The organism is Isoalcanivorax indicus (assembly GCF_003259185.1).
Classification (GTDB): Bacteria; Pseudomonadota; Gammaproteobacteria; order Pseudomonadales; family Alcanivoracaceae; genus Isoalcanivorax; species Isoalcanivorax indicus.
The window spans coordinates 483,673-504,803 of record NZ_QGMP01000001.1; the positions used below are offsets into that span (position 1 = coordinate 483,673).

General features: G+C 62.6%; 21 protein-coding genes. 8 read left to right on the forward strand and 13 right to left on the reverse strand.

Features of this window, described 5'->3' with window-relative positions:
- Positions 1-4: 4 nt before the first annotated feature.
- On the reverse strand, positions 5-1,315 hold the full coding sequence (locus DKW65_RS02200) for a sensor histidine kinase (protein ID WP_111655721.1): 1,311 nt from the start codon (positions 1,313-1,315) through the stop codon (positions 5-7).
- Positions 1,316-1,328: 13 nt separating this feature from the next.
- Positions 1,329-1,664, reverse strand: coding sequence for an Arc family DNA-binding protein (locus DKW65_RS02205; protein ID WP_111655722.1), 336 nt, complete (start codon positions 1,662-1,664; stop codon positions 1,329-1,331).
- A 190-nt stretch (positions 1,665-1,854) separates the two neighbouring features.
- On the opposite strand from DKW65_RS02205, the gene DKW65_RS02210 reads away from it, so the two are divergent.
- On the forward strand, positions 1,855-2,805 hold the full coding sequence (locus DKW65_RS02210) for a LysR family transcriptional regulator (RefSeq protein ID WP_111655723.1): 951 nt from the start codon (positions 1,855-1,857) through the stop codon (positions 2,803-2,805).
- Here the strand turns inward: DKW65_RS02210 and DKW65_RS02215 are convergent, their stop codons facing one another.
- Positions 2,806-3,672: a 6-pyruvoyl trahydropterin synthase family protein gene (locus DKW65_RS02215; protein WP_111655724.1), complete on the reverse strand. Its 867-nt coding sequence runs from the start codon at positions 3,670-3,672 to the stop codon at positions 2,806-2,808.
- Positions 3,673-3,895: 223 nt separating this feature from the next.
- Between DKW65_RS02215 and DKW65_RS02220 the strand changes: the two genes are divergently transcribed.
- Together DKW65_RS02220 and DKW65_RS02225 are read left to right on the forward strand one after the other, a co-directional pair.
- Positions 3,896-4,234 (forward strand): histidine triad nucleotide-binding protein, encoded by a 339-nt coding sequence (locus tag DKW65_RS02220; RefSeq protein ID WP_111655725.1) that lies wholly within the window; start codon positions 3,896-3,898, stop codon positions 4,232-4,234.
- A gap of 17 nt (positions 4,235-4,251) precedes the next feature.
- Positions 4,252-4,752, forward strand: coding sequence for a DUF4124 domain-containing protein (locus DKW65_RS02225; protein ID WP_111655726.1), 501 nt, complete (start codon positions 4,252-4,254; stop codon positions 4,750-4,752).
- A 27-nt stretch (positions 4,753-4,779) separates the two neighbouring features.
- Here DKW65_RS02225 and DKW65_RS02230 read toward each other — a convergent pair whose 3' ends face one another.
- Genes DKW65_RS02230 through DKW65_RS02240 form a run of 3 tightly spaced genes read right to left on the reverse strand, consistent with a single transcriptional unit; the run spans position 4,780 to position 7,899 of the window.
- Positions 4,780-5,538 carry an SDR family oxidoreductase gene (locus DKW65_RS02230; RefSeq protein WP_111655727.1) on the reverse strand — a complete coding sequence of 253 codons (759 nt, stop codon included), beginning with the start codon at positions 5,536-5,538 and terminating at the stop codon, positions 4,780-4,782.
- A complete protein-coding gene (locus DKW65_RS02235; RefSeq protein WP_111655728.1) occupies positions 5,535-6,464 on the reverse strand; it encodes an alpha/beta hydrolase in 930 nt (309 codons plus the stop codon). The genes DKW65_RS02230 and DKW65_RS02235 overlap by 4 nt, the downstream gene beginning before the upstream one ends.
- Positions 6,445-7,899 (reverse strand): flavin-containing monooxygenase, encoded by a 1,455-nt coding sequence (locus DKW65_RS02240; protein WP_111655729.1) that lies wholly within the window; start codon positions 7,897-7,899, stop codon positions 6,445-6,447. The genes DKW65_RS02235 and DKW65_RS02240 overlap by 20 nt, the downstream gene beginning before the upstream one ends.
- Positions 7,900-8,004: 105 nt before the next feature.
- Here DKW65_RS02240 and DKW65_RS02245 point away from each other — a divergent pair, with 105 nt between their 5' ends.
- Together DKW65_RS02245 and DKW65_RS02250 are read left to right on the forward strand one after the other, a co-directional pair.
- Positions 8,005-9,036 (forward strand): AraC family transcriptional regulator, encoded by a 1,032-nt coding sequence (locus tag DKW65_RS02245; protein WP_245932377.1) that lies wholly within the window; start codon positions 8,005-8,007, stop codon positions 9,034-9,036.
- 47 nt (positions 9,037-9,083) lie between these two features.
- Entirely contained in the window at positions 9,084-9,566 is a 483-nt protein-coding gene (locus tag DKW65_RS02250) for a CC0125/CC1285 family lipoprotein (protein ID WP_162925653.1), read from the forward strand.
- A gap of 20 nt (positions 9,567-9,586) precedes the next feature.
- Here DKW65_RS02250 and DKW65_RS02255 read toward each other — a convergent pair whose 3' ends face one another.
- From DKW65_RS02255 to DKW65_RS02285, 7 genes are all read right to left on the reverse strand, one after another.
- Positions 9,587-10,063 (reverse strand): LEA/WHy family protein, encoded by a 477-nt coding sequence (locus tag DKW65_RS02255; RefSeq protein WP_245932378.1) that lies wholly within the window; start codon positions 10,061-10,063, stop codon positions 9,587-9,589.
- A 76-nt stretch (positions 10,064-10,139) separates the two neighbouring features.
- Positions 10,140-11,684 (reverse strand): FAD-binding domain-containing protein, encoded by a 1,545-nt coding sequence (locus DKW65_RS02260; protein WP_111655731.1) that lies wholly within the window; start codon positions 11,682-11,684, stop codon positions 10,140-10,142.
- 3 nt (positions 11,685-11,687) lie between these two features.
- Positions 11,688-13,124, reverse strand: a complete 1,437-nt coding sequence (locus tag DKW65_RS02265; RefSeq protein WP_162925654.1) for a DASH family cryptochrome — start codon at positions 13,122-13,124, stop codon at positions 11,688-11,690.
- Positions 13,121-13,273 carry a DUF2256 domain-containing protein gene (locus tag DKW65_RS02270; protein ID WP_111655733.1) on the reverse strand — a complete coding sequence of 51 codons (153 nt, stop codon included), beginning with the start codon at positions 13,271-13,273 and terminating at the stop codon, positions 13,121-13,123. Before DKW65_RS02270 ends, DKW65_RS02265 begins: the two co-directional genes overlap by 4 nt.
- Positions 13,267-14,052, reverse strand: coding sequence for an SDR family NAD(P)-dependent oxidoreductase (locus tag DKW65_RS02275; protein ID WP_111655734.1), 786 nt, complete (start codon positions 14,050-14,052; stop codon positions 13,267-13,269). The genes DKW65_RS02270 and DKW65_RS02275 overlap by 7 nt, the downstream gene beginning before the upstream one ends.
- 69 nt (positions 14,053-14,121) lie before the next feature.
- Positions 14,122-15,180 carry a phospholipase A gene (locus DKW65_RS02280; RefSeq protein ID WP_111655735.1) on the reverse strand — a complete coding sequence of 353 codons (1,059 nt, stop codon included), beginning with the start codon at positions 15,178-15,180 and terminating at the stop codon, positions 14,122-14,124.
- Between the two features lie 45 nt (positions 15,181-15,225).
- On the reverse strand, positions 15,226-15,414 hold the full coding sequence (locus tag DKW65_RS02285) for a Trm112 family protein (protein ID WP_111655736.1): 189 nt from the start codon (positions 15,412-15,414) through the stop codon (positions 15,226-15,228).
- Positions 15,415-15,663: 249 nt separating this feature from the next.
- Between DKW65_RS02285 and DKW65_RS02290 the strand changes: the two genes are divergently transcribed.
- From DKW65_RS02290 to DKW65_RS02300, 3 genes are all read left to right on the forward strand, one after another.
- Positions 15,664-17,460, forward strand: coding sequence for an acyl-CoA dehydrogenase C-terminal domain-containing protein (locus DKW65_RS02290; protein ID WP_111655737.1), 1,797 nt, complete (start codon positions 15,664-15,666; stop codon positions 17,458-17,460).
- A 151-nt stretch (positions 17,461-17,611) separates the two neighbouring features.
- Positions 17,612-19,183, forward strand: a complete 1,572-nt coding sequence (locus DKW65_RS02295) for a DUF945 family protein (RefSeq protein ID WP_111655738.1) — start codon at positions 17,612-17,614, stop codon at positions 19,181-19,183.
- A gap of 161 nt (positions 19,184-19,344) precedes the next feature.
- Entirely contained in the window at positions 19,345-21,120 is a 1,776-nt protein-coding gene (locus tag DKW65_RS02300) for an acyl-CoA dehydrogenase C-terminal domain-containing protein (RefSeq protein ID WP_111655739.1), read from the forward strand.
- Positions 21,121-21,131 lie beyond the last annotated feature (11 nt).

A 21,131-nucleotide genomic window follows, 5' to 3' on the forward strand; every position in this document is an offset into this window, starting at 1 on the left:
CTCATCATGAAGTTGCCTGGGGAAAAGACATTTCAAACAGGGTGTATTCGTTGAGTCGGGAGTCGCAGCGGATGCGCCCGTTCAGGCTTTCCATGACCAGCTTGCAGAATGAAAGTCCAAGGCCGCTGCCCTGATCGATGGTTTTGGAGCTGAAGAAGTAGTCGAAAACATGTTTGACCCGTGACGGGTCGATGCCGGGCCCGGTGTCCAGAACGCTCAGACGGTTGAACTGCTTTCCGGGAAGCGTGGTAATCCGTATGGTGCCCTGTCCGGAATTGAGCACGCTGTGCAGGGCGTTCTTGACCAGATTGAAGACCACATGCATTACCAGCAGGTCAGAGCCGAAATAGACGAAGTCTTCGCCGCGGTCCCAGGACACCAGGTCGCGTTCATGCTCGGATTTGAACGGGAAGCGTTGCAGGGCGCGTTCGATGGTATCGTTCATCGAGTGCAGCGCAAAGCTGTCTTTCTTGATGGTGGTCTGATTGGCGCTGAGTAACAGCATGTCAATGATCGTGTTGGCATAGTCGATCTCCTCCTCGATCCGGTCTGACGCTTCACGCAGTCGCTCCAGTCGAGTGGCTCTTATGCTGCGTACGGGAAGCCCTGAAAGCATGGCTTGCTGATGGGCGTCAACGAGGTGGGGAAGATAATGAGACAGGCCGGAGGTGGCCGCCTTCATGCCCAGCAGAGGTGTGCGTAGCTCATGAGCAATGTTGCGGCCGACGGCAGCATGGGCATTGAGCTTTTCCTCTTTCACGAGTTGCGCATTGTAGTTGAAGATGCTGCCGCCAATGATGACAAAGGCGTAAATCGGCAATTGCTGAATATACAGGGTTGCCAGCGCTACGGTGTCGGCGTCCGATGTCATGAGAAAGGCTGCCCAGCCCAGCAGAGAGCCAAGCAGGGCCACAAGGATGACCAGTAACCAGTCATACAGCGCGAGGACAAGAAAGAACAGTGCTGCCATGGTCGACATACTCCATATCATGGAGAGATCGTTGCGCAGCAGCATGTAGGTAAAGAAGAAAGGCAGCGTATATAGCAGGAACAGTATCCAGTACGCCGGAAAGTACGGTGCCAGCTTCTTGGGCCATCGCCCATAGAGTAGCAAGGGTACGCAGATGATCATGCCGATCAGCCGCAGGGGCAGGTTCTCGTACGCCTGCGGAAACAGATACAGCCAGACATAGTAATACAGCGGGAAGGTGATCACGCCGAGCACGCCGATCATTGGCGCGTTATAGCGAGAGTAATGGATGCTCTCGTTCAGTGAACGCCGCAGTCGCTCTTTGACAATATGCAGGTAGCTCAACCGGCACCAGATCTCAGCGCAGAAGTTCCAGCAGGGCTCGCCGATGGGTCATGCTCATGGCGCGGAAGCGCTCCAGCAACTGGTCTTCCTGCGTAATGATCACGGGATCACCGCCTCCGCTCTGGGGGGCTTCGGCACTGACGGCGTAAAGGTGCGGCGCGGATTCTGCAACGCCCTCCACGTTCACGGTCAGCCCCAGGCTCTCTTCCAGACGGGCAACGATCTCGGCGTTCATGCTTCGTTTATTGTATTTGGCGAGTTCGCAGATTCGACCGCGAATGCCTTTTGGCAAGCGCACGACGAATTTCTCGACCTCCTGACGGTTTTCGGCAGCCGCTTTCTTGTCCATTGTTCAGGCATCCTCATAACTGGGATTGTGGCGGAACAGGCGCAAAGGCTCATGGTACACAGGATTGGACGCATTCTCACCTGCGAATCCGCCGAGCCGGCCGGCCATGCTTTGCGCGCAGGGCCACGGTTCAGTATTCATCGTGCTTATGCTGTGATGCTATGATATTGCATCTGTTTATGGTGATCTGATGAATATTGGTCGCGTTGATCTCAACTTGTTGAAATATCTGGATGTTTTGCTCAGGGAGCTGAGTGTGACCCGGGCTGCTGATCAATTGGGTATCTCCCAGCCTGCGATGAGCAATGGGCTCAAGCGGCTGCGGGAGCTGTTCAATGACCCACTGCTGATCCGGACCTCGGGGGGAATGAACCCCACCGAGCGGGCGCTGGAGCTGCAGCCGCTGGTACGCCAGGTCCTGATGCAGACGGAAGCGATGCTGACGCCGGACGAAGCGTTTGTGCCGGAGGCCAGTCGGCGGGTATTCCGGATCATGACCAGTGACTATGCCGAGGCGACGCTGGTGCCGCACCTGGTGCGCCGTTTACGGGAAGATGCGCCCCATGTAGTGCTGGACTTCGTCACGCCGTCGGATGTGAGCTACGCCGACATGGAGCAGGGCCGGGTGGACCTGGCGGTCAACCGCTTTAACGAGATCCCGCGTTCGTTCCATCAGGTCACCCTGTGGAAGGATTCGTTCTCCTGCCTGCTGAATCGCAGCAACCCGCTGGCGCGGGACTTCAATCTGGAGAGCTATCTGAGTGCGCAGCATATCTGGGTGTCAAAGACAGGCTTCGGGGTCGGGTTCGGCATGAATCCGGAGAAGCTGGGCGGGCTGGGCTGGATTGATCAGGCGTTGGCGCGCATCGGCAAGACCCGGAAGATCTCCATTTTTACGCGGCACTACCAGATGCCCGCCTTGCTGGCGATGAACAATGATCTGGTGGCCACGTTGCCCAGCCGGGTGGCGCGGATGCAGACGCAGAACCCGCGCCTGGCCATCAAGGACCCGCCGTTCGTGATCCCGCGCTTTGAGCTGAAAATGGCCTGGTCGCCGCTGCTGCACCATAACCCGGCGCATCGCTGGTTGCGCCGGTTGATTCAGGAAGAGGCGGAAACCATTCTGCGCGAGGAGCCCTGATCAGGCACGCATGGTACCGGCTTCGGCCAGAGCGCCCTTGCCGACCCCTTCGAAGGCCCGTACACGGAAGTGCTTGCCGAGCGCTTCGTCAGCCAGTTCGGCGGCAATGTGCGCGGCCAGGTATTCCACGGTGGAGTCGGTGGGAATCAGGTAACAGTGATCCTCGGGGATCACCAGTTCGAACAGGCCCTGCGGGGCTTCATAGCGGAAGCGATGGTGCGGCACCTCGTCGATGAAGTAGGTGCCCTCCAGGTCCTCCTCCGAGCCGATGTAGATGTCTTCCCAGCGGTCGGCCCAGAGTTTCTCCCAGTACCGGCTGCGGCGACCGTTCTCGAAAATCTCGATACGTGAGCGGTGGCCGTGGGCGATGCGCTGGCAGTTGCCATCGTGCTTTTTCAGGCCGTGGGAATAGTGGTAGGAGGGGAATGTCCCGGTGTCCTCCTCACGCAAAGTGAGCACCAGCTCACTCACGTTCGCAGGCAGAATGCGGTACAGCACTTCCATCAGGTAGAGGGTGACGCTGCTCTTGGTCACCTCGGTGCCGGGGATGAAGACCGTGGAACAGGTCGGTGCTTTCATGCGGATGACGCCGCCCTGGTAAGCCCAGTCCAGGTTGACGCTGCCTTCGGCGGGTAGCCGGCTGAGGCAGTCGCTGTCGTCGGGCACCACAAGCTTGTGGTCCACTTCTTCGTCCAGGGCCTGTTTGACGGCCTTCTTGATGCGGCCGAAATCAAGCACCATGCCCATATCGTCCAGGTCGCCGGTCAGTTCGAGATCGACGATCCAGGATTCGCCGACCATGCCGCGCTTGGCATGCAGATAGGAGAAGTCCAGCACTGTGAGGTTGTCAACGAAGAGAGTGGCCATGGTTGCCTGCTATGATTGTCATGTGTTGCCGTCGGCGGCGCCATTATGACAGTTGCGGCGCGGATGCTCACCCTGCCGTTGAGCGAATGTCCGGCGGTGCCCGGTCCAGATGTGAACGGGCGCACGTTGGCGGCAGGAATGGGCCGCTTGGGTGAACAGGGCGCGACGTGTGTCGCGGAGCTTTCCGGGGGTTCCGGGGTCAAATGCAACAGATGGAGCAGGTATGAGCGAGACGATTTTTTCGAAGATCATAGCCCGGGAGATTCCGGCGGACATTATTTTCGAGGATGACGAGTGTCTGGCGTTCCGCGATATCAACCCGCAGGCGCCGACACACTTCCTGGTGATCCCGAAGAAGCCGATTCCCAAACTGTCGGACGCGACTTCGGAAGACCAGACGCTGCTCGGGCATCTGCTGCTGGTGGCGAGCCAGGTGGCCGCTGACGAGGGGCTGACGGATTTTCGTCTCAACGTGAACAACGGCGCCGGGGCCAGCCAGACCGTCTTCCATCTGCATGTACATGTGCTGGGTGGGCGGTCGTTCAGCTGGCCGCCGGGCTGACGACGGAGGTGGTGGGCATGAAGCGTGACATGATGTGCCGTTATGGGCTGTCGGCAGTATTGCTGCTGGCATTGGGCTGGGCGTCGCCCGTGTTCGCCGGGGCCGATGAGCAGGCCGAGGCGTTGCCGGAGCGTGGCGCCATGTTTCGCCATGTGGACGCGGATGGCCGGGTCTATTTCTCCGATCAGCCGGGCGAAGGTGGTGAGCGCGTCGAATTGCCCCAGGGTAATCGTTTCGAGGGTCGCCAGGCCTCCGAGCGGGCCCGTTCTGCGTCGGAGCAGCGTTCCCGGCGAGATCTGGAACGGCCACAGCAGGTAGACGAGAGCGTGGCCCGGGAGCAGGAGGCGGCGCGTGACGAGGCCGCGTTGCTTGAACAGCGCATCCGTGAGTGCGAACAGAGCAACATCGCGGATTGCTCACGGGAAACGGTCAAGCGCCGGCTGGAAGAGGAGCGCTACCGGCAGACGCCGGAGGGCCGGCGTCAGCAGCAGGCCGTGGGGAACCGCGCGAACCCCTGACCTTCCCCGCTAGCGACGCCTGCTCCGCTAGCGGCTCAGGAAACTCATCAGGCGCCGCGTAAACGCACGCGGCGCCAGTTTTTCCAGCAGCATGGTGCCGGCGAACTGCAGCCCGATGGGGTGATGAACGGCCGGCTTCTTCAGGGCCTTCCAGGCCGCTTCAGCGATATCTTCCGCACTCAGGTGCACACCCAGCCTGTCGACCACCGGGGCGCGGAAGGGCTGATCGCGGACCATCGGGGTATTGACGAACGGCGGCATCAGGTCGCAAACACGGATGCCATGGCGGCGCCACTCGATATCCAGCGCTTCGGTCAGACCGCGTACTGCAAACTTGGAAGCGGAATAGCTGGCCAGATGCGGTACGCCGTATAGCGCCGAGGCCGAACTCATGTTGATGACCAGCGGCTCCCGGGCCCCTTGCAGCCAGGGCAGGGCGGCCAGCGTCATGTTGATGACGCCCTGGACATTGATGCCGATGATGCGCGCATGCGCGGCAGCGCTGATGTCTTCAAAGTGCCCGACCTGCAGCACCCCCGCACAATTGAACAGGACGCGCAGTCCCCCGGCGCTGTGGGCGAAATCGTTGACCGCCTGTTGCGCGGCTTCGGCATCACGCACATCCAGCGGCTGATGCCAGGCATTGCCGAGTTCTGACGCCAGGGTGGCGAGGGCATCGGCGCTGATGTCCAGCAGCCCGACCTGCCAGCCCCGTTGATGGAACAGCCGCGCTGTGGCGGCGCCGATGCCTGAAGCGGCGCCGGTAATCAGGATGGTGTGGTTCACAGGTTTGCCTTTGTGCGAATGAAGTCGGCCATTTGCAAAATGGCGTGGTCGGCGGTATCGAGCACCCCGGCGTGGGCGGGGAAGACATGCCACATACCGGTGTACAGCAACAGGTCGACCTGACCGCCCGCTGCGTCCAGTGCCGCCTCCAGTGCCTCGGAATCGCCCAGCAGGATTTCGTCTGTGCCGGTGATGATCAGTGATGACGGCAGGGCATGCAGCGTGCCGTGCAGTGGCGAGGCGCGCACGTCGCGGCGCTGGTCAGCGCAATACAGCTCTGCCGCTTTCTCCAGGGCGGCCCACTGGAGCATGGCTTCGCCCGATACGGGGGTGCCGGCCCGGGGATGGGTGAGGTCCACCCAGGGTGACAGCATAATCAGCCCGGCGGGTGCGGGCTGGCCCGCATCACGCAGCGCCAGCGCTGTGGCCAGGGTCAGGCCACCGCCGGCGGAGTCACCGGCAATGATGATCTGGTCCGGCATCACGCCTTCTTCCAGCAGTGCCTGGTAAGCGCTGAGGGCGTCGTCCAGGGCGGCAGGGCAGGGATGCTCCGGTGCCAGGCGGTAGTCGACCACCAGCACCGTTGCCCCGCTGGCGCGACTCAGATGGCTGGTCAGGCTGCGATGGGTGGCGGGGCTGCCCACGCAGTAGGCGCCGCCGTGCAGATACAACACAACGGCCTCGGAGGCGCCGCTGGCGGGTCGCCAACGTTCTGCCGTTACGCCGCCGAGGCTGACACTGTCACGGTGGACGCCACGTGCAGGCAAGGTTGTGGCGGCCACCGCGCGCAACCCGGTGCGCATCACCGGCACCGGTGTGCGGCCATTGAACAGGGGCTTTACCAGCAGCTTCAGGCTGGTGCGCAGGACGCTGGCCAACAGCTGTTGGCTACGGCGCGCGGGAATTTCAGGAAAACTGATAGTCATCGCGGTTCACGTTCCGGGTCAGCTGCCGGTAGTTGAAGGTAAACCCCGGCCAGTTATTGGTGTTCTTGCCGCTGGCGGTCTTGTACCAGCTGGTGCAGCCGCGCCCCCAGACGGTGTGCTGCAACTGCTCTTGCAGTCGACGGTTGAACGTAGCCTGCACATCATGCCGCACTTCAATCGCGGCAGCATCCTGTTCCTTGGCCTCGTGCATGCAGGCCAGCACGTGGCGGATCTGGCTTTCCAGCATGTAGACGATCGAGCTGTGGCCCAGATTCGTGTTGGGCCCGTAGAGCATGAACAGGTTGGGGAAGCCGTGTACGGTGATACCCAGATAGGCTTCGGCTCCGTCACGCCAGGCGGTGTTCAGGTCCTGGCCATCGCGGCCGGTGATCTGCATGGGGGCCAGAAAGTCGGTGGCCTGAAAACCGGTGCCGTAGATCACCACGTCGGCCTCATGGTGTGTGCCATCGGCGGTGCGCAGGCCCCGGCGCTCGAAACGTTCCAGCGGGGAGGTCACGACCTGCACATTGTCGCGGGCCAGCGCCGGATAATAATCATTGGAGATCAGGATGCGTTTGCAGCCAATCGGATAATCCGGTGTCAGGGCCGCGCGCAGGGCAGGGTCCTTGATGTGCCGGTACATATGCCGTTTGGCCAGCCATTCATAGGGCTTCAGGATCTGCTGCAACCGGGTAAAGCCGAGCACACGGCTCTCCAGCAACGCGTAGATGCGCGCCCGGTCCAGCGTATGCAGCCACGGCATGCGCGCCATCAGTGCGCGCGACAGGCCGCTGTAGGCGCGATCCGGTTTGGCGATCACCCAGGGCGCTGAGCGCTGGAACAGCGTGAGTTGTGCCACCTGCGGCGCGATTTGCGGTACGAACTGGATGGCACTGGCGCCGGTGCCGACCACGGCCACCTTCTTGCCGCGCAGATCCAGATCATGACGCCAGCGGGCCGAATGGAAGCGCTCGCCCTCGAAGCGGTCGGCGCCCTCGATATGCAGCCACTGCGGGCGGTTCAGCTGCCCGGTCGCGGTGACCAGAAATCGGGCCGTGAACACGGCGCCGTCGGCGGCCGTGACATGCCATTGCTTCAGACGGTCATCAAACCGCGCCCCGGTCACCTCCGTGTTGAAGCGAATGTGCGGTCGTACCCGGTACTTGTCCGCGCAGTGACGCAGGTAAGCGAAAATGTCCGGCTGGGCAGCGAAGCGGCGCGGCCAGTCATGACGAGGCTCGAACGAAAACGAGTACAGGTGCGACGGCACATCGCAGGCCGCCCCCGGATAGCGGTTATCGCGCCAGGTGCCACCGACGTCGTCGGCCTTCTCCAGAACCAGTAACGACTGCTCGCCGCGGGCCTTGAGCTCGATGGCCATCCCCAGTCCGCCAAAGCCGCTGCCGATAATCACCGTGTTGTAATGCGTTGTCATGGTGTGATGCTCCCTGTTCTGTCTGCATGCTACCTAGAGGGCGCAGGCTTGTTTATAGGGCGACAGGACATTAGATTGATATTTTCGGACAGGATCGGTGACGCCATGATGCTCACACCCTCGGCCGCGCTCACCGGCAATCGCCGCAGTACGGTCAGTATTCGCCTGCTTTGCGCCCTGGGTGAGGAATTCGGGGTGCCGCAGGCCCGTTGCCTGGCGGGCAGCGGGGTGGGGGCCGCCGAGCTGGAAGACCCGCAGGCGGAGGTCAGTGCCGCGCAGGAGATGAAGGTGATCGCCAATCTGCTGGCGGCGGCCGGTGAGGTGCCGGGCCTGGGGGTGCTGGCCGGGCAGCGTTACCACCTGACCAGCTACGGGATATGGGGCTTTGCGCTGGTCAGCAGCCCGACACTGCGCAGTGCCACGGAGCTGGGCATCCGCTACCTGGATCTGACGTTTGCCTTTGCCCGGGTGACGCTGGAGGAAGAGGGCGGTCACGCACGCCTGTATTTCCATGTAGACCATTTGCCTGCCGCGTTGCAACCGTTTCTGGTCGAGAGGGATATGGCCGCCGTTGCCCTGTTGCAGCGTGAGTTGTTCGGCGTCGAGCCGTCGCGCCGCACTGTGGGTTTCCGCCATGCGGCGCCGCCGGATCTGACCGCCCATGAGGCGCACTTCGGTGTGCGGCCGCTGTTCGGCGCCACGCACAATTACGTGGGTTTCGATGCCGCCTTGCTGGATACGTCCCTGCCGCAGGCCAACGACCATACCCGACGCCTGTGTGAAGTGCAGTGCCAGACATTGTTGCAGCGCCGGCAGGCCAATGAGGGCGTGGCCGGCCAGGTCCGCAGCCTGTTGCTGGCGGAGCCGTCGTGTATGCCGGATATGGAGCAGGTGGCCGCGCGGCTGAACATGACGTCGCGCACCTTGCGTCGCCGTCTGGCTGACGAAGCGGCAGCGTTCCGTGGCTTGCAGGATGAGGTGCGTCAGACCCTGGCGCAGGAATGGCTCGCCGGGGGCATGCTCAGTGTCGAGCAGGTGGCGGAGCGGCTGGGCTACACCGAAGCCGCCAGTTTTATCCATGCCTTTCGCCGCTGGACCGGTACCACCCCCGGACGCTGGGGACGAGGTGAGCGCTGACCTGCGCTATCATGCTGCTTTGCGGATGCTTTGACAGGAAGGGATGCATGTTGAAACCACGAGGTATGACGGGCGCACTGTGCGCGCTGGCGGGCATGATGATGCTGGCGGGCTGCCAGAGTGCCTATCGGGCGGCTGACGGGCAGGAACCCCGTGGCTATCGGGAGGTGCAGGTCAGCACCGATCACTTTGAAGTGTCATACGAAAGCTGGCGTGGCCGCGAGCGTGACCGACTGGAGCAGTGGGCCCGTTATCGGGCGGCAGAGCTGGGAAGCCAGTTGGGTTATGGCTACATGCTTGTCGGTGAGGTCAGGCACGAGGTGGTTGCCGATGTTGCCCGCCAGCCCGACAGTGCGATGCCGGTGAGTTCGGGATCGGGGGAGTACGCAGGCAGTCACATCGTCTGGGTGCCGATGGCGGACAGGGTCAAGGCGGTGCATCGTGTGACCCTGCCGGTCATCTATGCTGAAGAGCCGGGTCCGGAGCATGTCCGCCTGCAGGCGGTATTGGGCGAAGGGCTGCCCCGTTGATCATGACTCGCTGATCATCACTACAAGGCCGGCATCACGAATTCGCCCCGGCGATCGAACGGCAGCGCGAACGGGACATTGCCCACCCGGGCGTTGCCGCTGATGCGATAACGCACGGGCTTGCCCGGCGTGTAATCCATGGCCTGGAACTGGCGCAAGGTGTCGAACAGGCTGGTGGTGATCCGGGTCTTGACCAGGGCATCGCCCATGGCGGGCAGAGAGACGGCCTCGTTGCTCAGCCCCCGCGCGAAGGGCCGGTCTTCCACCATGATCTGATAATCCAGCGTGCGCAGGTTCAAGGCATGGTCATTCGGATTGCGGGTGCGCAACGTGAGCTCCCATTCCTGTTCGAACATCGTGACGCCGACCAGAGCAATGTCGGCAACGGAGACTTCCGGAGGTAGCGTGTCGCGACGCAGGCCGGTGCAGGCAGTGGTGAGCAGGATGCCGACCAGCAGCACAAACGGATAGAGGCGTCGGCGGTGCATGACGTGCATGGCGATCTCCGGGCAGACAGGTAGAGGCGGGATTGCAGCGGGATTGAACGATAGGACCGCGTCGCTGGCGAGCGGTTCAGTCGCCCGGATCAAGGTCCATGCTCAGTTGGCGGCTATTGGCCCCCGCAGATGATCGCGGGCGACCGGGAGTGCGGCGGCGACTGGCATGGCGCTGAACGATGGCGGCCTCGGTACGTTTCAGGGTTTCCGGGTCGTGGGCGGTGCGATGAGCCAGCACCGCTTGTCGTGCCGCCCGGGCCGCGCTGTCCGGGTCCACCACCGGCGCCGGATAATCATGTCCGATCACGACCCCCGCGCGCTGCTGCAAGGATCGCGGCATGGACCACGGGCAATGAATCCAGTCGCCGGGGATCGCGGCCAGCTCGGGAAGCCAGCGACGGATGAAATCGCCTTCGGGGTCCTGATCGCGCGACTGCTTCACCGGGTTGTACAGGCGCAAGGCATGAATGCCGGTGGTGCCGGCCTGCATCTGGATCTGCGGGTAATGAATGCCGGGCTCGTAGTCTGTGAACAGTCGCGCCAGATGCAAGGCCGGTTCGCGCCAGTGCAACCACAGATGATAGCTGGCGAAGGCCACCAGCATGGCGCGCATGCGGAAGTTGATCCAGCCGTCGTGATGCAGCATGCGCATGCAGGCATCAATGAACGGAATGCCGGTGCAGCCTTCTGCCCAGGCAGCAAATCGTGCGCGGTCGACATCATCCTCGCGCATGCCATCGTAACCGGGATGCAGGTTACGCCATTCCATGTCCGGTTGATCCTCCAGCTTCTGGATAAAGTGGCAGTGCCAGTGCAGCCGGCTTTCAAAACTTCGCAGCGATTGTTGCCAGTGTGTGGTGCTGTGGGCCGGGTCGGCCTGCGCTTCTGCAAGCGCATGCAGGACCTCGCGTATGGACACGGTGCCATGGGCCAGATGGGGCGACAGACGACTGCAGGCCAGCGGTGCGGTGCGCGGGCTGGACATCGCAACACGGTATCGCTGCCCGCGTTGCGCAAAAAAACTGGTGAGCAACGCCAGGGCGTGTGTGCGCCCGCCGGGCTGACGACCCGGGCAGGGGCGCTGATCGAAGCCCAGATTTTCCGGTAACTGCCGGGCCGCCGGCGGCGGGGCGGGTAATGCAGGATATAGCGATGACGGTGCGGGCAAAGGGGTAGACGCCATCCGGGTTTGCCAGTGCCGCGCCCAGTGATCGCGATGCCGCAGACGGCGGACCACGGCATTGGCGGGGTATTCATGGAAGGGAATCGTGTGCTGCGCGCACCAGGCCCGCACGGCGATATCGCGCTGGAAGCTCCAGTGGTTTCCGGTTTCTTCATGGGCATGGAGGGCCGTGATGCCGTGGCGCCGACGCAGTGTGTCGAGCACTGTCAGTATGTCGCCCCGCGCCACGTACAAGGGCGCCCCGCGTTGACGCAGGGCCCGGTCCAGATCCAGCAGGCTGTCGCGCACAAACTGCCAGTGGCGCAAGGCTGAATCCGGTTGCTGCCAGGCTTGCGGCTCGACCACATAAAGGGGCACCAGTGCCCCCGCCCTGGCGGCAGCACACAGGGGCGCGTGATCATGCACCCTGAGGTCGCGCTTGAACCAGACCACTTGCACGGTTCAGGCCTTGCGCTGCTGCGGCCGGGTGTTCAGATCATTGTGCCAGCCGCGCGGCGGCGGGATGACCAGATCTGGCAGGCCCAGTGCCGTTCGCTGGTGTGTGGGTAACAGGAACGGGGTGTGGCGATGGCTTGCCTCAAGCGTTTCGAGTTCCGGTATCCAGTGACAGACATAGTCGCCCTGCGGGTCATATCGCTGGGCCTGGTTCAGCACATTGAACCAGCGGCCCTGGCGAGGATCGGTGCCCGCGCCAGCGATATAGGCCCAGTTGCCCCAGTTGCTGGCGACGTCATAGTCGATCAGTTGCTGTTCAAACCAGGCGGCGCCCAGACGCCAGTCCATCGCCAGATCATGAATCAGAAAGCTGGCCACGTTCTGTCGGCCCCGGTTGGACATGAAGCCGGTGGCGTTGAGCTCATGCATGTTGGCATCGACGAACGGCAGGCCGGTGCGCCCCTCGCACCAGCGCTGGAAGCGCTCGGCGTTGAAGGGCGGCTCAGGAAGGCGCCGCTCGCTGATGCCATTGAACCCAAACAGGCGCGTCCCGGACCGCCCGGCGACCCAGCGAAAGTATTCGCGCCAGAGCACCTCGAAAATCAGCCAGTAGGTGCTGTCGTTGGCGATCACTTCGCGCTCGAAGCGCCGTACTTCGCTGACCAGGCGCCGGGGTGACAGGCAGCCCAGTGCCAGCCAGGGGGAAAGCTTCGAAGAGTAATCCGCGCCCAGCAGGCCATTGCGGGTCTGCTTGTAATCACGGAGGGCTTCACTGTCCCATAAATAATGCCGCAAGCGAGCGCGCCCGGCCTGTTCGCCGCCCTGAAAGTGGAAGGCAGCGCGCGGATCAAGGTCTGCGGTGGGCCGTTCGGGTAATCCCTGATCGAAAGCGCTGGCTGTGGCCGGAATCGGCGGCAGCTTTTCGGGCGCCAGCAGTGGCGGGTCCATGTCGACGTTTTCTTCGACGCTTTTGCGAAAACGGGTAAAGGTGCCCGGCAAGCGCGCCAGAGGAAACGGTAACTGGGCGCGTCGGAACAGGCCGTCGTTTTCCACCTCATCGACAGGCAGATGGCCCATCGCCTGACGCACGGCTTCGACCTGCGCCGCTTCTTCTGTGCCGGGTTGCTGTGTGGTGACCAGGCGCCGGGCGCCGGTCGCGTCGGCCAGACGCGGCAAGGCCTGTTCCGGGGGCTCGTTCACCACAACCAGGTCGCTGCCGCAGGCGCGCAAAGCCGAGCGAAGATCATGCAGTGCTTCAAGCAGAAAGCGGCGCCGGTGTGCTCCGCACCGTGCCAGCGATACGCCTGTGTCGTACAGCGGTCCGGTATCGGTCACAGGCGTCAGGCAATACACCGGAATCACCGGGCCGTCTGCACACGCCCGCCACAGCGCCGGATGATCATCCAGGCGCAGATCCTGACGGAACCACAGCAGTGTGGTCATGAGGGGCTGCCTCTTCGGTTGCGGCGGCAGCGCTCGGAGCAGTAGCGCACCTCGTCCCAGACGGCGGCCCATTTGCGGCGCCAGGTAAAGGGCTTGCCACATACCGCGCAGGTGCGTGTGGGCAGGTCGCCCTTGCGGCGCATCACCATGGGATGTCCTGGCCGTCCCAGGCCATGAACCGGCCCGAGTCCCGGGGGGTTGCCGTCATCATGTGCCGCAGCAGGCGTTCGGCGACGAAGTCGGGCTCGAACAGCTTGTCTTCCGGCACGTTTTTCTGGAAGGGACGTGACAGCCTGGTATTGGTGGTGCCCGGATGTAACGCCAGGACCACCAGTTGCGGCGCGCGGCGGCGCATCTCGATCGCAAAGGTGCGCGTGAACTGGTTCAGTGCGGCCTTGCTGGCCCGGTAGGTGTACCAGCCGCCCATATGATTGTCGCTGATGCTGCCCACGCGGGCGGACACGCTGGCGAACACCGCCGCCTGGTCATGCATCAGCAGCGGGGCGAAGTGTCGGGCCATCAGCATCGGGCCGAAGGTGTTGACGCGAAATACGGCCTCCAGCGCCGCGCTGCTGAGCTGCTCCACGCGCTTCTCCGGGCGCAGGCGCAAGGCGGGCTCGTGCAGCAGACCGGCGCAGTTGATCAGGCCGTGCAGGGCGGCGTGCTGGCTGCGCACCTCGTTGGCCGCCCGGGCCACGTCGTCTTCGCGGGTCACGTCCAGTGGCAAACAGGTCAGTTTACCCGGGTGCTGGTTTGTCAGGGCCGCGAGTGCTTCGCTGCGCTCCGGTTGCCGGCTGGTGGCGTATACGTGCGCCACGGTCTTGACCTGCAACAAGCGCGCAGCCAGGGCCAGGCCTATGCCTCGGCTGGCCCCCTGAACCAGTACGATCTGGTGTGCCGGGGCAGGTCTGCCCGCAGAGGAAGTCATCGCTATGCCCGTGTCGCTGTCCAGTAGGGCAAGCGTGCGCGCGGGCTGGCGAAAAAGGCGTGAAGCGGGCTACAGGGTGTCGGTCAGCAGAATCCCCAGACTCACCCGGTTCTGGTAGTCGTCATAGTTGATCAGTGAGTCGCCGTAACCGCTGAACACCTGGAAGATGCCCTTGAAGCGGCTGGTCAGCGGGAAGGTGTAATCCAGCTGCACAGCGCCCTTGTTGTCCCCCCGGCGCAGATTGTTGCGCACCATGATTTCGGCCACCTGATTGCCAAACGGGCGGGCAATGGTCAGATCGAAATTACCCATGTACTTCTCGATGTCGGGGTTGTCGTCACCGCGTGGCGAGTCCGGGGCGGGCTTGCTGCTCTCTGGCAGCCGGTACCAGGTACGCAGGCCCATGTAGAATTCGCCCGAGCGCGCAACGTAGCTGGCGAAAAGGCGGTCCCAGCCACGCGACGTCGGCACGTCGCGGCCATTGGACTGGTGGATGAAGCCGAAGGCGATCAGTTCCGAGTCCAGCGGGCCCAGCTGCCAATCCACGGCGCGAGACACAAAGAGCTCCGGGGCATAGTTGGTTTCCCGGAAGGGGCGCGACTGTTCCTTGTTGTAGGCCTGGAAGAAGCTGGTCTGGGTATAGGCAAAATAGACGTTGTAGAAGTTGAACACCTCGGTGGCCAGGGGCACCTTGATGGACAACTGGAACTTCACTTCCAGCGAATCCAGATTGTCATCGCTCTTGTCCGGGTCATTCCATTCCGGGTTGGACCAGTAACTGGCCGGCATGATGTAGTTGCGCCGGTGCGGCGTCATCACAAAGGGATTGAACTGGGAGGATTCCTCCAGGGCCAGACGCGCGCGCAAGGCATCGACATTGCGCTGGCGGTTGTCCGGGCCCCCGTTTTCACACCAGGCCCGCACCTCACTGGCGGTCATCTCCGCCGGGGCGTCGCGCAGTGCGCGCGCCAGGCAAGCCTGCAGGTCACCGCCCCGGGTGGTACGTGCTGCCGGGGCGTCGTCCTGGTCGTCCGGGGCAGGGGCCAGCAGGATCTGGGCATGGCTGGCCAGTGGCAGGATCAGGCTCACGGCAAGAGCCAGAGTCGGCAGCAGGCGGGGCAGGTACATGGCAACTCCGTGTCGCAGGGCGTTTGCAGGGTGGATTCGCGAGCCTCAGAGCTTACGCAGTTCCTCGTCACTCAGGGTTCGGGCTTCTTCTTCCAGCAAAACGGGGATGCCATCACGCACCGGGTAAGCCAGGCCGCTGGCCTTGCATTGAAGCTCACAGGTGGTTTCGATCCAGAGCAGAGGGGTCTTGCTGACCGGGCACACCAGAATATCGAGCAGTTCTCTGTCCAGCATAGTCAGGTCCTTCAGGGCCGGCTCGTCACCGGCTGTTCACCGTGGTGCGGGAAGTATACGCCAGTTACCGGGTAAACGTTGGTTTCAAACGCTTGTTTGACTGCCGGGTCACAAATACTGGTGGGAGCAAGCAGGGCACGGCGCTACCATTGTGCCCCACCACGGACTGGTCGTTTTTTATACGCGTGCCGCCTTGCAGGCGGACCAGCCACTGAATCGATTTGCAAAGAGAATTTCTCGGAGGTCGAGATGCCGGATTACAAAGCCCCCGTGCGCGATATGCGCTTCGTTCTGCATGAGCTGCTGAAGCTGGATGACCACTATGCCGCGCTGGGCCTGGATGAGGTCAACGGCGAGCTGATTGACGCGTTTCTGGAAGAAGGCGCCAAGTTTGCCGCCAATGAACTGTCGCCGCTGAACCGTTCCGGTGACGAGGAAGGATGTCACTTCGACAATGGCGTCGTGACCACGCCGAAAGGCTTCAAGGAAGCCTACAAGAAGTATGTTGAAGGTGGCTGGCCGGCCATGGGCGGCGACGTCGAGTACGGCGGCCAGGGTCTGCCGACGTCTGCGGGCATTGCCATTTCCGAAATGACCGGTACCGCCAACTGGTCCTGGAGCATGTACCCGGGCCTGTCCCACGGCGCCGTCGCCACGATCGAAGAGCACGGCACCCCGGAGCAGAAAAGCACCTACCTGCCGAAACTGATCAGCGGCGAGTGGACCGGCACCATGTGTCTGACCGAGCCGCATTGCGGGTCTGACCTGGGCACCCTGAAGACCAAGGCCGAGCCGCAGGCAGATGGCAGCTACAAGCTGACCGGCACCAAGATCTTCATCTCCGCTGGCGAGCATGACATGGCCGACAACATCGTCCACATCGTGCTGGCACGCCTGCCGGATGCCCCGGCGGGCACCAAGGGGATTTCGCTGTTCATCGTGCCGAAGTTCCTGGTCAACGGTGACGGCAGCCAGGGTGAGCGAAATGGCGTGGTCTGTGGCTCCATCGAGCACAAGATGGGCATCAAGGCTTCTGCTACCTGCGTCATGAACTTCGATGGCGCCACCGGCTACCTGATTGGCCCGGAAAACAAGGGCCTGAACTGCATGTTCACCTTCATGAACTTCGCCCGCCTGGGCACCGCCATCCAGGGTGTTGCCCACGCTGAGCTGGGCTTCCAGGGCGGCCTGACCTATGCCCGTGAGCGTCTGGCGATGCGTGCCCTGTCCGGCCCGAAAAATCCGGACGGCCCGGCCGACCCGATCATCGTGCATCCGGACGTGCGCCGCATGCTGATGACCATGAAGGCCTTTGCTGAAGGCGGTCGTGCGCTGGTGTATTACACCGCCGTGCTGGGTGACATTGTCAACCTGGGCAAGACCGAAGAAGACCGCAAGCAGGCCGACGACCTGATGGCCCTGCTGACTCCGATCGCCAAGGCGTTCCTGACCGAAGTCGGTCTGGAAGCGGCCAACCACGGCGTGCAGATTTACGGTGGTCACGGCTTCATTCGTGAGTGGGGCATGGAGCAGAACGTGCGTGACGCGCGGATCTCCACCCTGTACGAAGGCACCACCGGTATCCAGGCGCTCGACCTGCTGGGCCGTAAAGTGCTGCAGACCCAGGGTGCCGCACTGCGCAACTGGACCAAGGTCATCCACAAGTTCTGTGAAGCCCAGGCGGATAACGCCGAGCTGAAGGAATTTGTCGAGCCGCTGGCACGCCTGAACAAGGAGTGGGGCGACATGACCATGGCCTTGGGTGCTCAGGCCATGCAGAACATCGAGAATGTCGGTGCTGCCTCCGTGGATTACCTGATGTACGCGGGCTATGTGACGCTGGGTTATCTGTGGGCCGCCATGGCACAGACCGCGCAGGAGAAACTCGCTGCAGGGACGGCCGAGGAAGATTTCTACAAGGCCAAGCTGGCGACGGCGCGTTTCTACTTCAAGCGCATTCTGCCGCGTACTGCCGGGCACAAGGGCGCCATCGAGGGTGGTCTCGACTGCCTGATGGAGCTGGATGAAGCGCACTTCGCGTTCTGATAGCTGACCTCTTGCGGGCACATCCTGTGTGCCCGCTCCCGAAAACCCGCCTTCTGGCGGGTTTTTTTATGCGTGTAGGAAATCGCTTACAGCCTTGCGTCCCGGAGGCGGCTATATTGTCGAGCTTCTAAAAAAAGGTTTGGGGGAAACAATGAAGAAAGTGCTGGTGGGGATCGTGGTCCTGGCGCTTGCCTGGGTGGGCAGCAGTTGGCTGATCGGCGCGCGGGTTGAGGCCGCCTATCGCGAATGGCTGGCCGGGCAGGAGCTGGTTCCGGGCTATGACAGTCTGCGTTTCGAGATCGTCGACTATCGTCGCTCTGTTTTTTCATCACAGGTGCGCAGCTGCCTGCAGTTCGATCCGACGCTGATCGTGCTGCACGACTTTTCCGACATGCTCTGTGACGAGACCCGCGTGCTGCACGGGCCCTTACTGTGGACCTCTTCCGGTCCTTGGCTCGGGTTGGGCTACAGTCGTGGCGAGCTGGATATCCAGGCGCTGCCCGAGGACGTGCGCAGCGTGATTGCCGAGTACACCAAGGGAGCCTCGCCCCTGACCGGTGAATCCTGGTGGGGGTTCGATCGCAGCCTGCGTGGCCGGGTGATGGTGCCCTCCCTGGATGCAACCGGTGATCTCGGCAGCCTCAGGTTGGGGAGCCTGGTGGTCTGGCTGGACTATGAAGACCTGGCGAAAGAGGTGGGCCGTACCCAGCTGTTGATTGATGACTTCGCGCTGGAAACCGACAGCATGGCGTTGCGGATCGAGTCACTGGATCTGCTGGTGACGGTGACGGACATGATCGAGGGGCTGTTGCCGCTGCTGACTGCGACGCTGCATGTCGAGGGTGTCGAGGCCTTTGCCGCGGCCAGGGACTGGGGGCAGGAAGACAGAGAGGTCGGGTTTGACCTGGTGTTTGAAGGCAGCAGCGAGCGCCATGGCAATCTGCTGGCGGCCGAAATGCGTCTGTGGCTCGACAATATTGTCAGTTCCGCGAACGACCTGTTGCCGATGGATGCGGCTTACACCCGCATTCGTGTGGAGGGGCTTGATACGAATGCCCTGGTGCGTTTGCAGGCCATCAGCAACGAACTGGAGGCGCTGCAGACCGACATGATGATGGCGGTGTTTGGCAGTTTCGGCGAGGCCATGGATGAGGCGGCGCCGGCACTGGACTTCGAAGCCCTGCTGGCTGATATGGAGCGCCTTACTCAGGAACGGATGCGTCTGCTGGTGGAGCGACTGCCGCAGCCTGGCCGTACGGCGTTGCATCTGGAGAGCCTGCTGGATCAGGGGGATACCCGCTTGCTGGGGCTGACCGGCACACTGGATTACCAGGGCATCAATGGCGAGAACCCGGCTCTGGAGCAGTTCGAGACCCTGTTGAGCGAGCGGGCGTTGATGCAGCTGTTTGGCCTGAATCTGTCTTTGATACTGGCCGAGGTCCTGCCGGAAGAGATGCAGGAGATGGCACATGCTCTGGTCGAGGCCGGTGTGCTGCGCGAGGAAGCAGGCCAGTTCAGCATGACCCTGACCCTGAAAGAAGGGTTGGGGGAACTCAATGGTGAGCCGGTGACGGCGGAAGAACTGCTGGAACGGTTGCCGCAGTCCGCCGGGGCGGAAATGGGCGTCGAGGACCTGGTTGCGGCGGGTTGTTTCAACGAGTACGACGATATCGACGACTTTCCCGACGTGTGCTGGGAATACGGTATTTATCCCGAGTTCTGACGTCTGTCCTGCCTGTCATATGAAGGGGTCTGCGGACCCCTTCACGCGTTGTTTCGCCAATTCAAACGACTGTATGAACGGTGGGTCACAAATAGCCCTGTCACCGGGGTGCTGACCTGCTTAAAATTTGCGCCCCCGGCCAGAACTGTGGAGAAGTGCACATGGCGACGTACAAGGCCCCGCTGGACGACATGAAGTTCGTTCTGAATGACGTATTCAATGCCGAGCAACTGTGGGCATCCATGCCGGCGACCGCCGAGGTGAGTCGTGATCTGGCTGACGCGATCCTCGAAGAGGCCGGCAAGATGGTGGAAGGCGTGATGTTGCCGCTGAACCGCTCCGGTGATGAAGAAGGCTGCCACTTCGACCAGGGCGTAGTGACCACGCCGAAGGGTTTTCGGGAAGCGTACCGCACGATCGCCGAGAACGGCTGGACGGCGTTGTCCGGCAATCCTGAGTACGGCGGCCAGGGCATGCCCAAGATGCTGGCGGTCCTGTTCGAGGAAATGATTCACAGCGCCAACAGTTCACTGGCGTTGTACCCGCTGCTGTCCAACGGCGCGACCCTGTGTCTGGACGCGCATGCGTCCGAGGAACTGAAGCAGACCTACCTGCCGAAAATCTACTCTGGCGAATGGGCGGGCACCATGTGCCTGACCGAGCCGCATTGCGGTACCGACCTGGGCATCATGCGCACCCGGGCCGAGCCGCAGGCTGATGGCAGCTATCGGGTGTCCGGCACCAAGATTTTTATCACCGGCGGCGAGCATGATCTGACCGACAACATCATCCACCTGGTGCTGGCGAAACTGCCGGACGCCCCGGCGGGCAGCAAGGGTATTTCGCTGTTTCTGGTGCCCAAGTTCCTGGTCAATGAAGACGGCAGCGTGGGTGAGCGCAACGGGGTCGCCTGTGGTTCCATCGAGCACAAGATGGGCATCAAGGGCTCGGCGACCTGCGTGATGAATTTCGATGCCGCCAAAGGCTGGCTGGTGGGTGAGGTGAATCAGGGGCTGGCCGCCATGTTCACCATGATGAACTACGAGCGCGTGTCCATTGGCCTGCAAGGTCTGGGCCTCGGTGAAATCAGTTACCAGAGCGCGGTGGACTATGCCCGCGAGCGGGTCCAGGGTCGTGCCGCCACGGGTGCGGTGAACCCGCAAGGCAACGCTGATCCAATTATCGTGCACGGTGATGTGCGTCGTATGCTGCTGACCATGCGTGCGTTGAACGAGGGGGGGCGTGCTCTGTCGGCGTATCTCGGCATGCAGCTGGATATCGCCAAGTTTTCCGACGATGCCGAAGCACGCAAGCTGGCAGATGACCGCGTGGCATTACTGACCCCGGTGGCCAAAGCCTTCTTTACCGATCGGGGCCTGGAAACCTGCATCATCGGTCAGCAGGTCTTCGGTGGTCATGGCTATGTGCGCGAGTGGGGCATGGAGCAGTTCGTGCGCGATGCACGTATCGCCCAGATCTATGAAGGCACCAACGGTATCCAGGCGCTGGATCTGGCGGGCCGCAAGGTGGTGCGTAATGGCGGCGCTTCGGCCGAACGCTTTATCGCGGAAGTGCGCGACTGGCTGGCAGCAGCGGCTCAGGATGCTGCGGTACAGCCGGTGGCCGCGCAGCTCGAGGAAGCGCTGGCGTTGCTGGAGAAGGCGACAGCACAACTGCTGGAGCGAGCGAAACAGGACGCTGATGCGGTCAATGCGTCGGCGGTGGAGTATCTGGACCTGTTCGGCCTGGTGACCTATGCCTGGCTCTGGGCGCGCATGATGCAGGCAGCATCAGGGCGCGATGACCAGTTGGGCCAGAGCAAGCAGCACGTTGGTTGCTTCTATTTCCAGCGTGTTTTGCCTCGCGCCCGCAGTCTGGTGGCGCAACTGGAAGCCGGTAGTGACCTGATTATGGGGCTGCCTGCCGAAGCCTTCTGATGGCCTTGTCC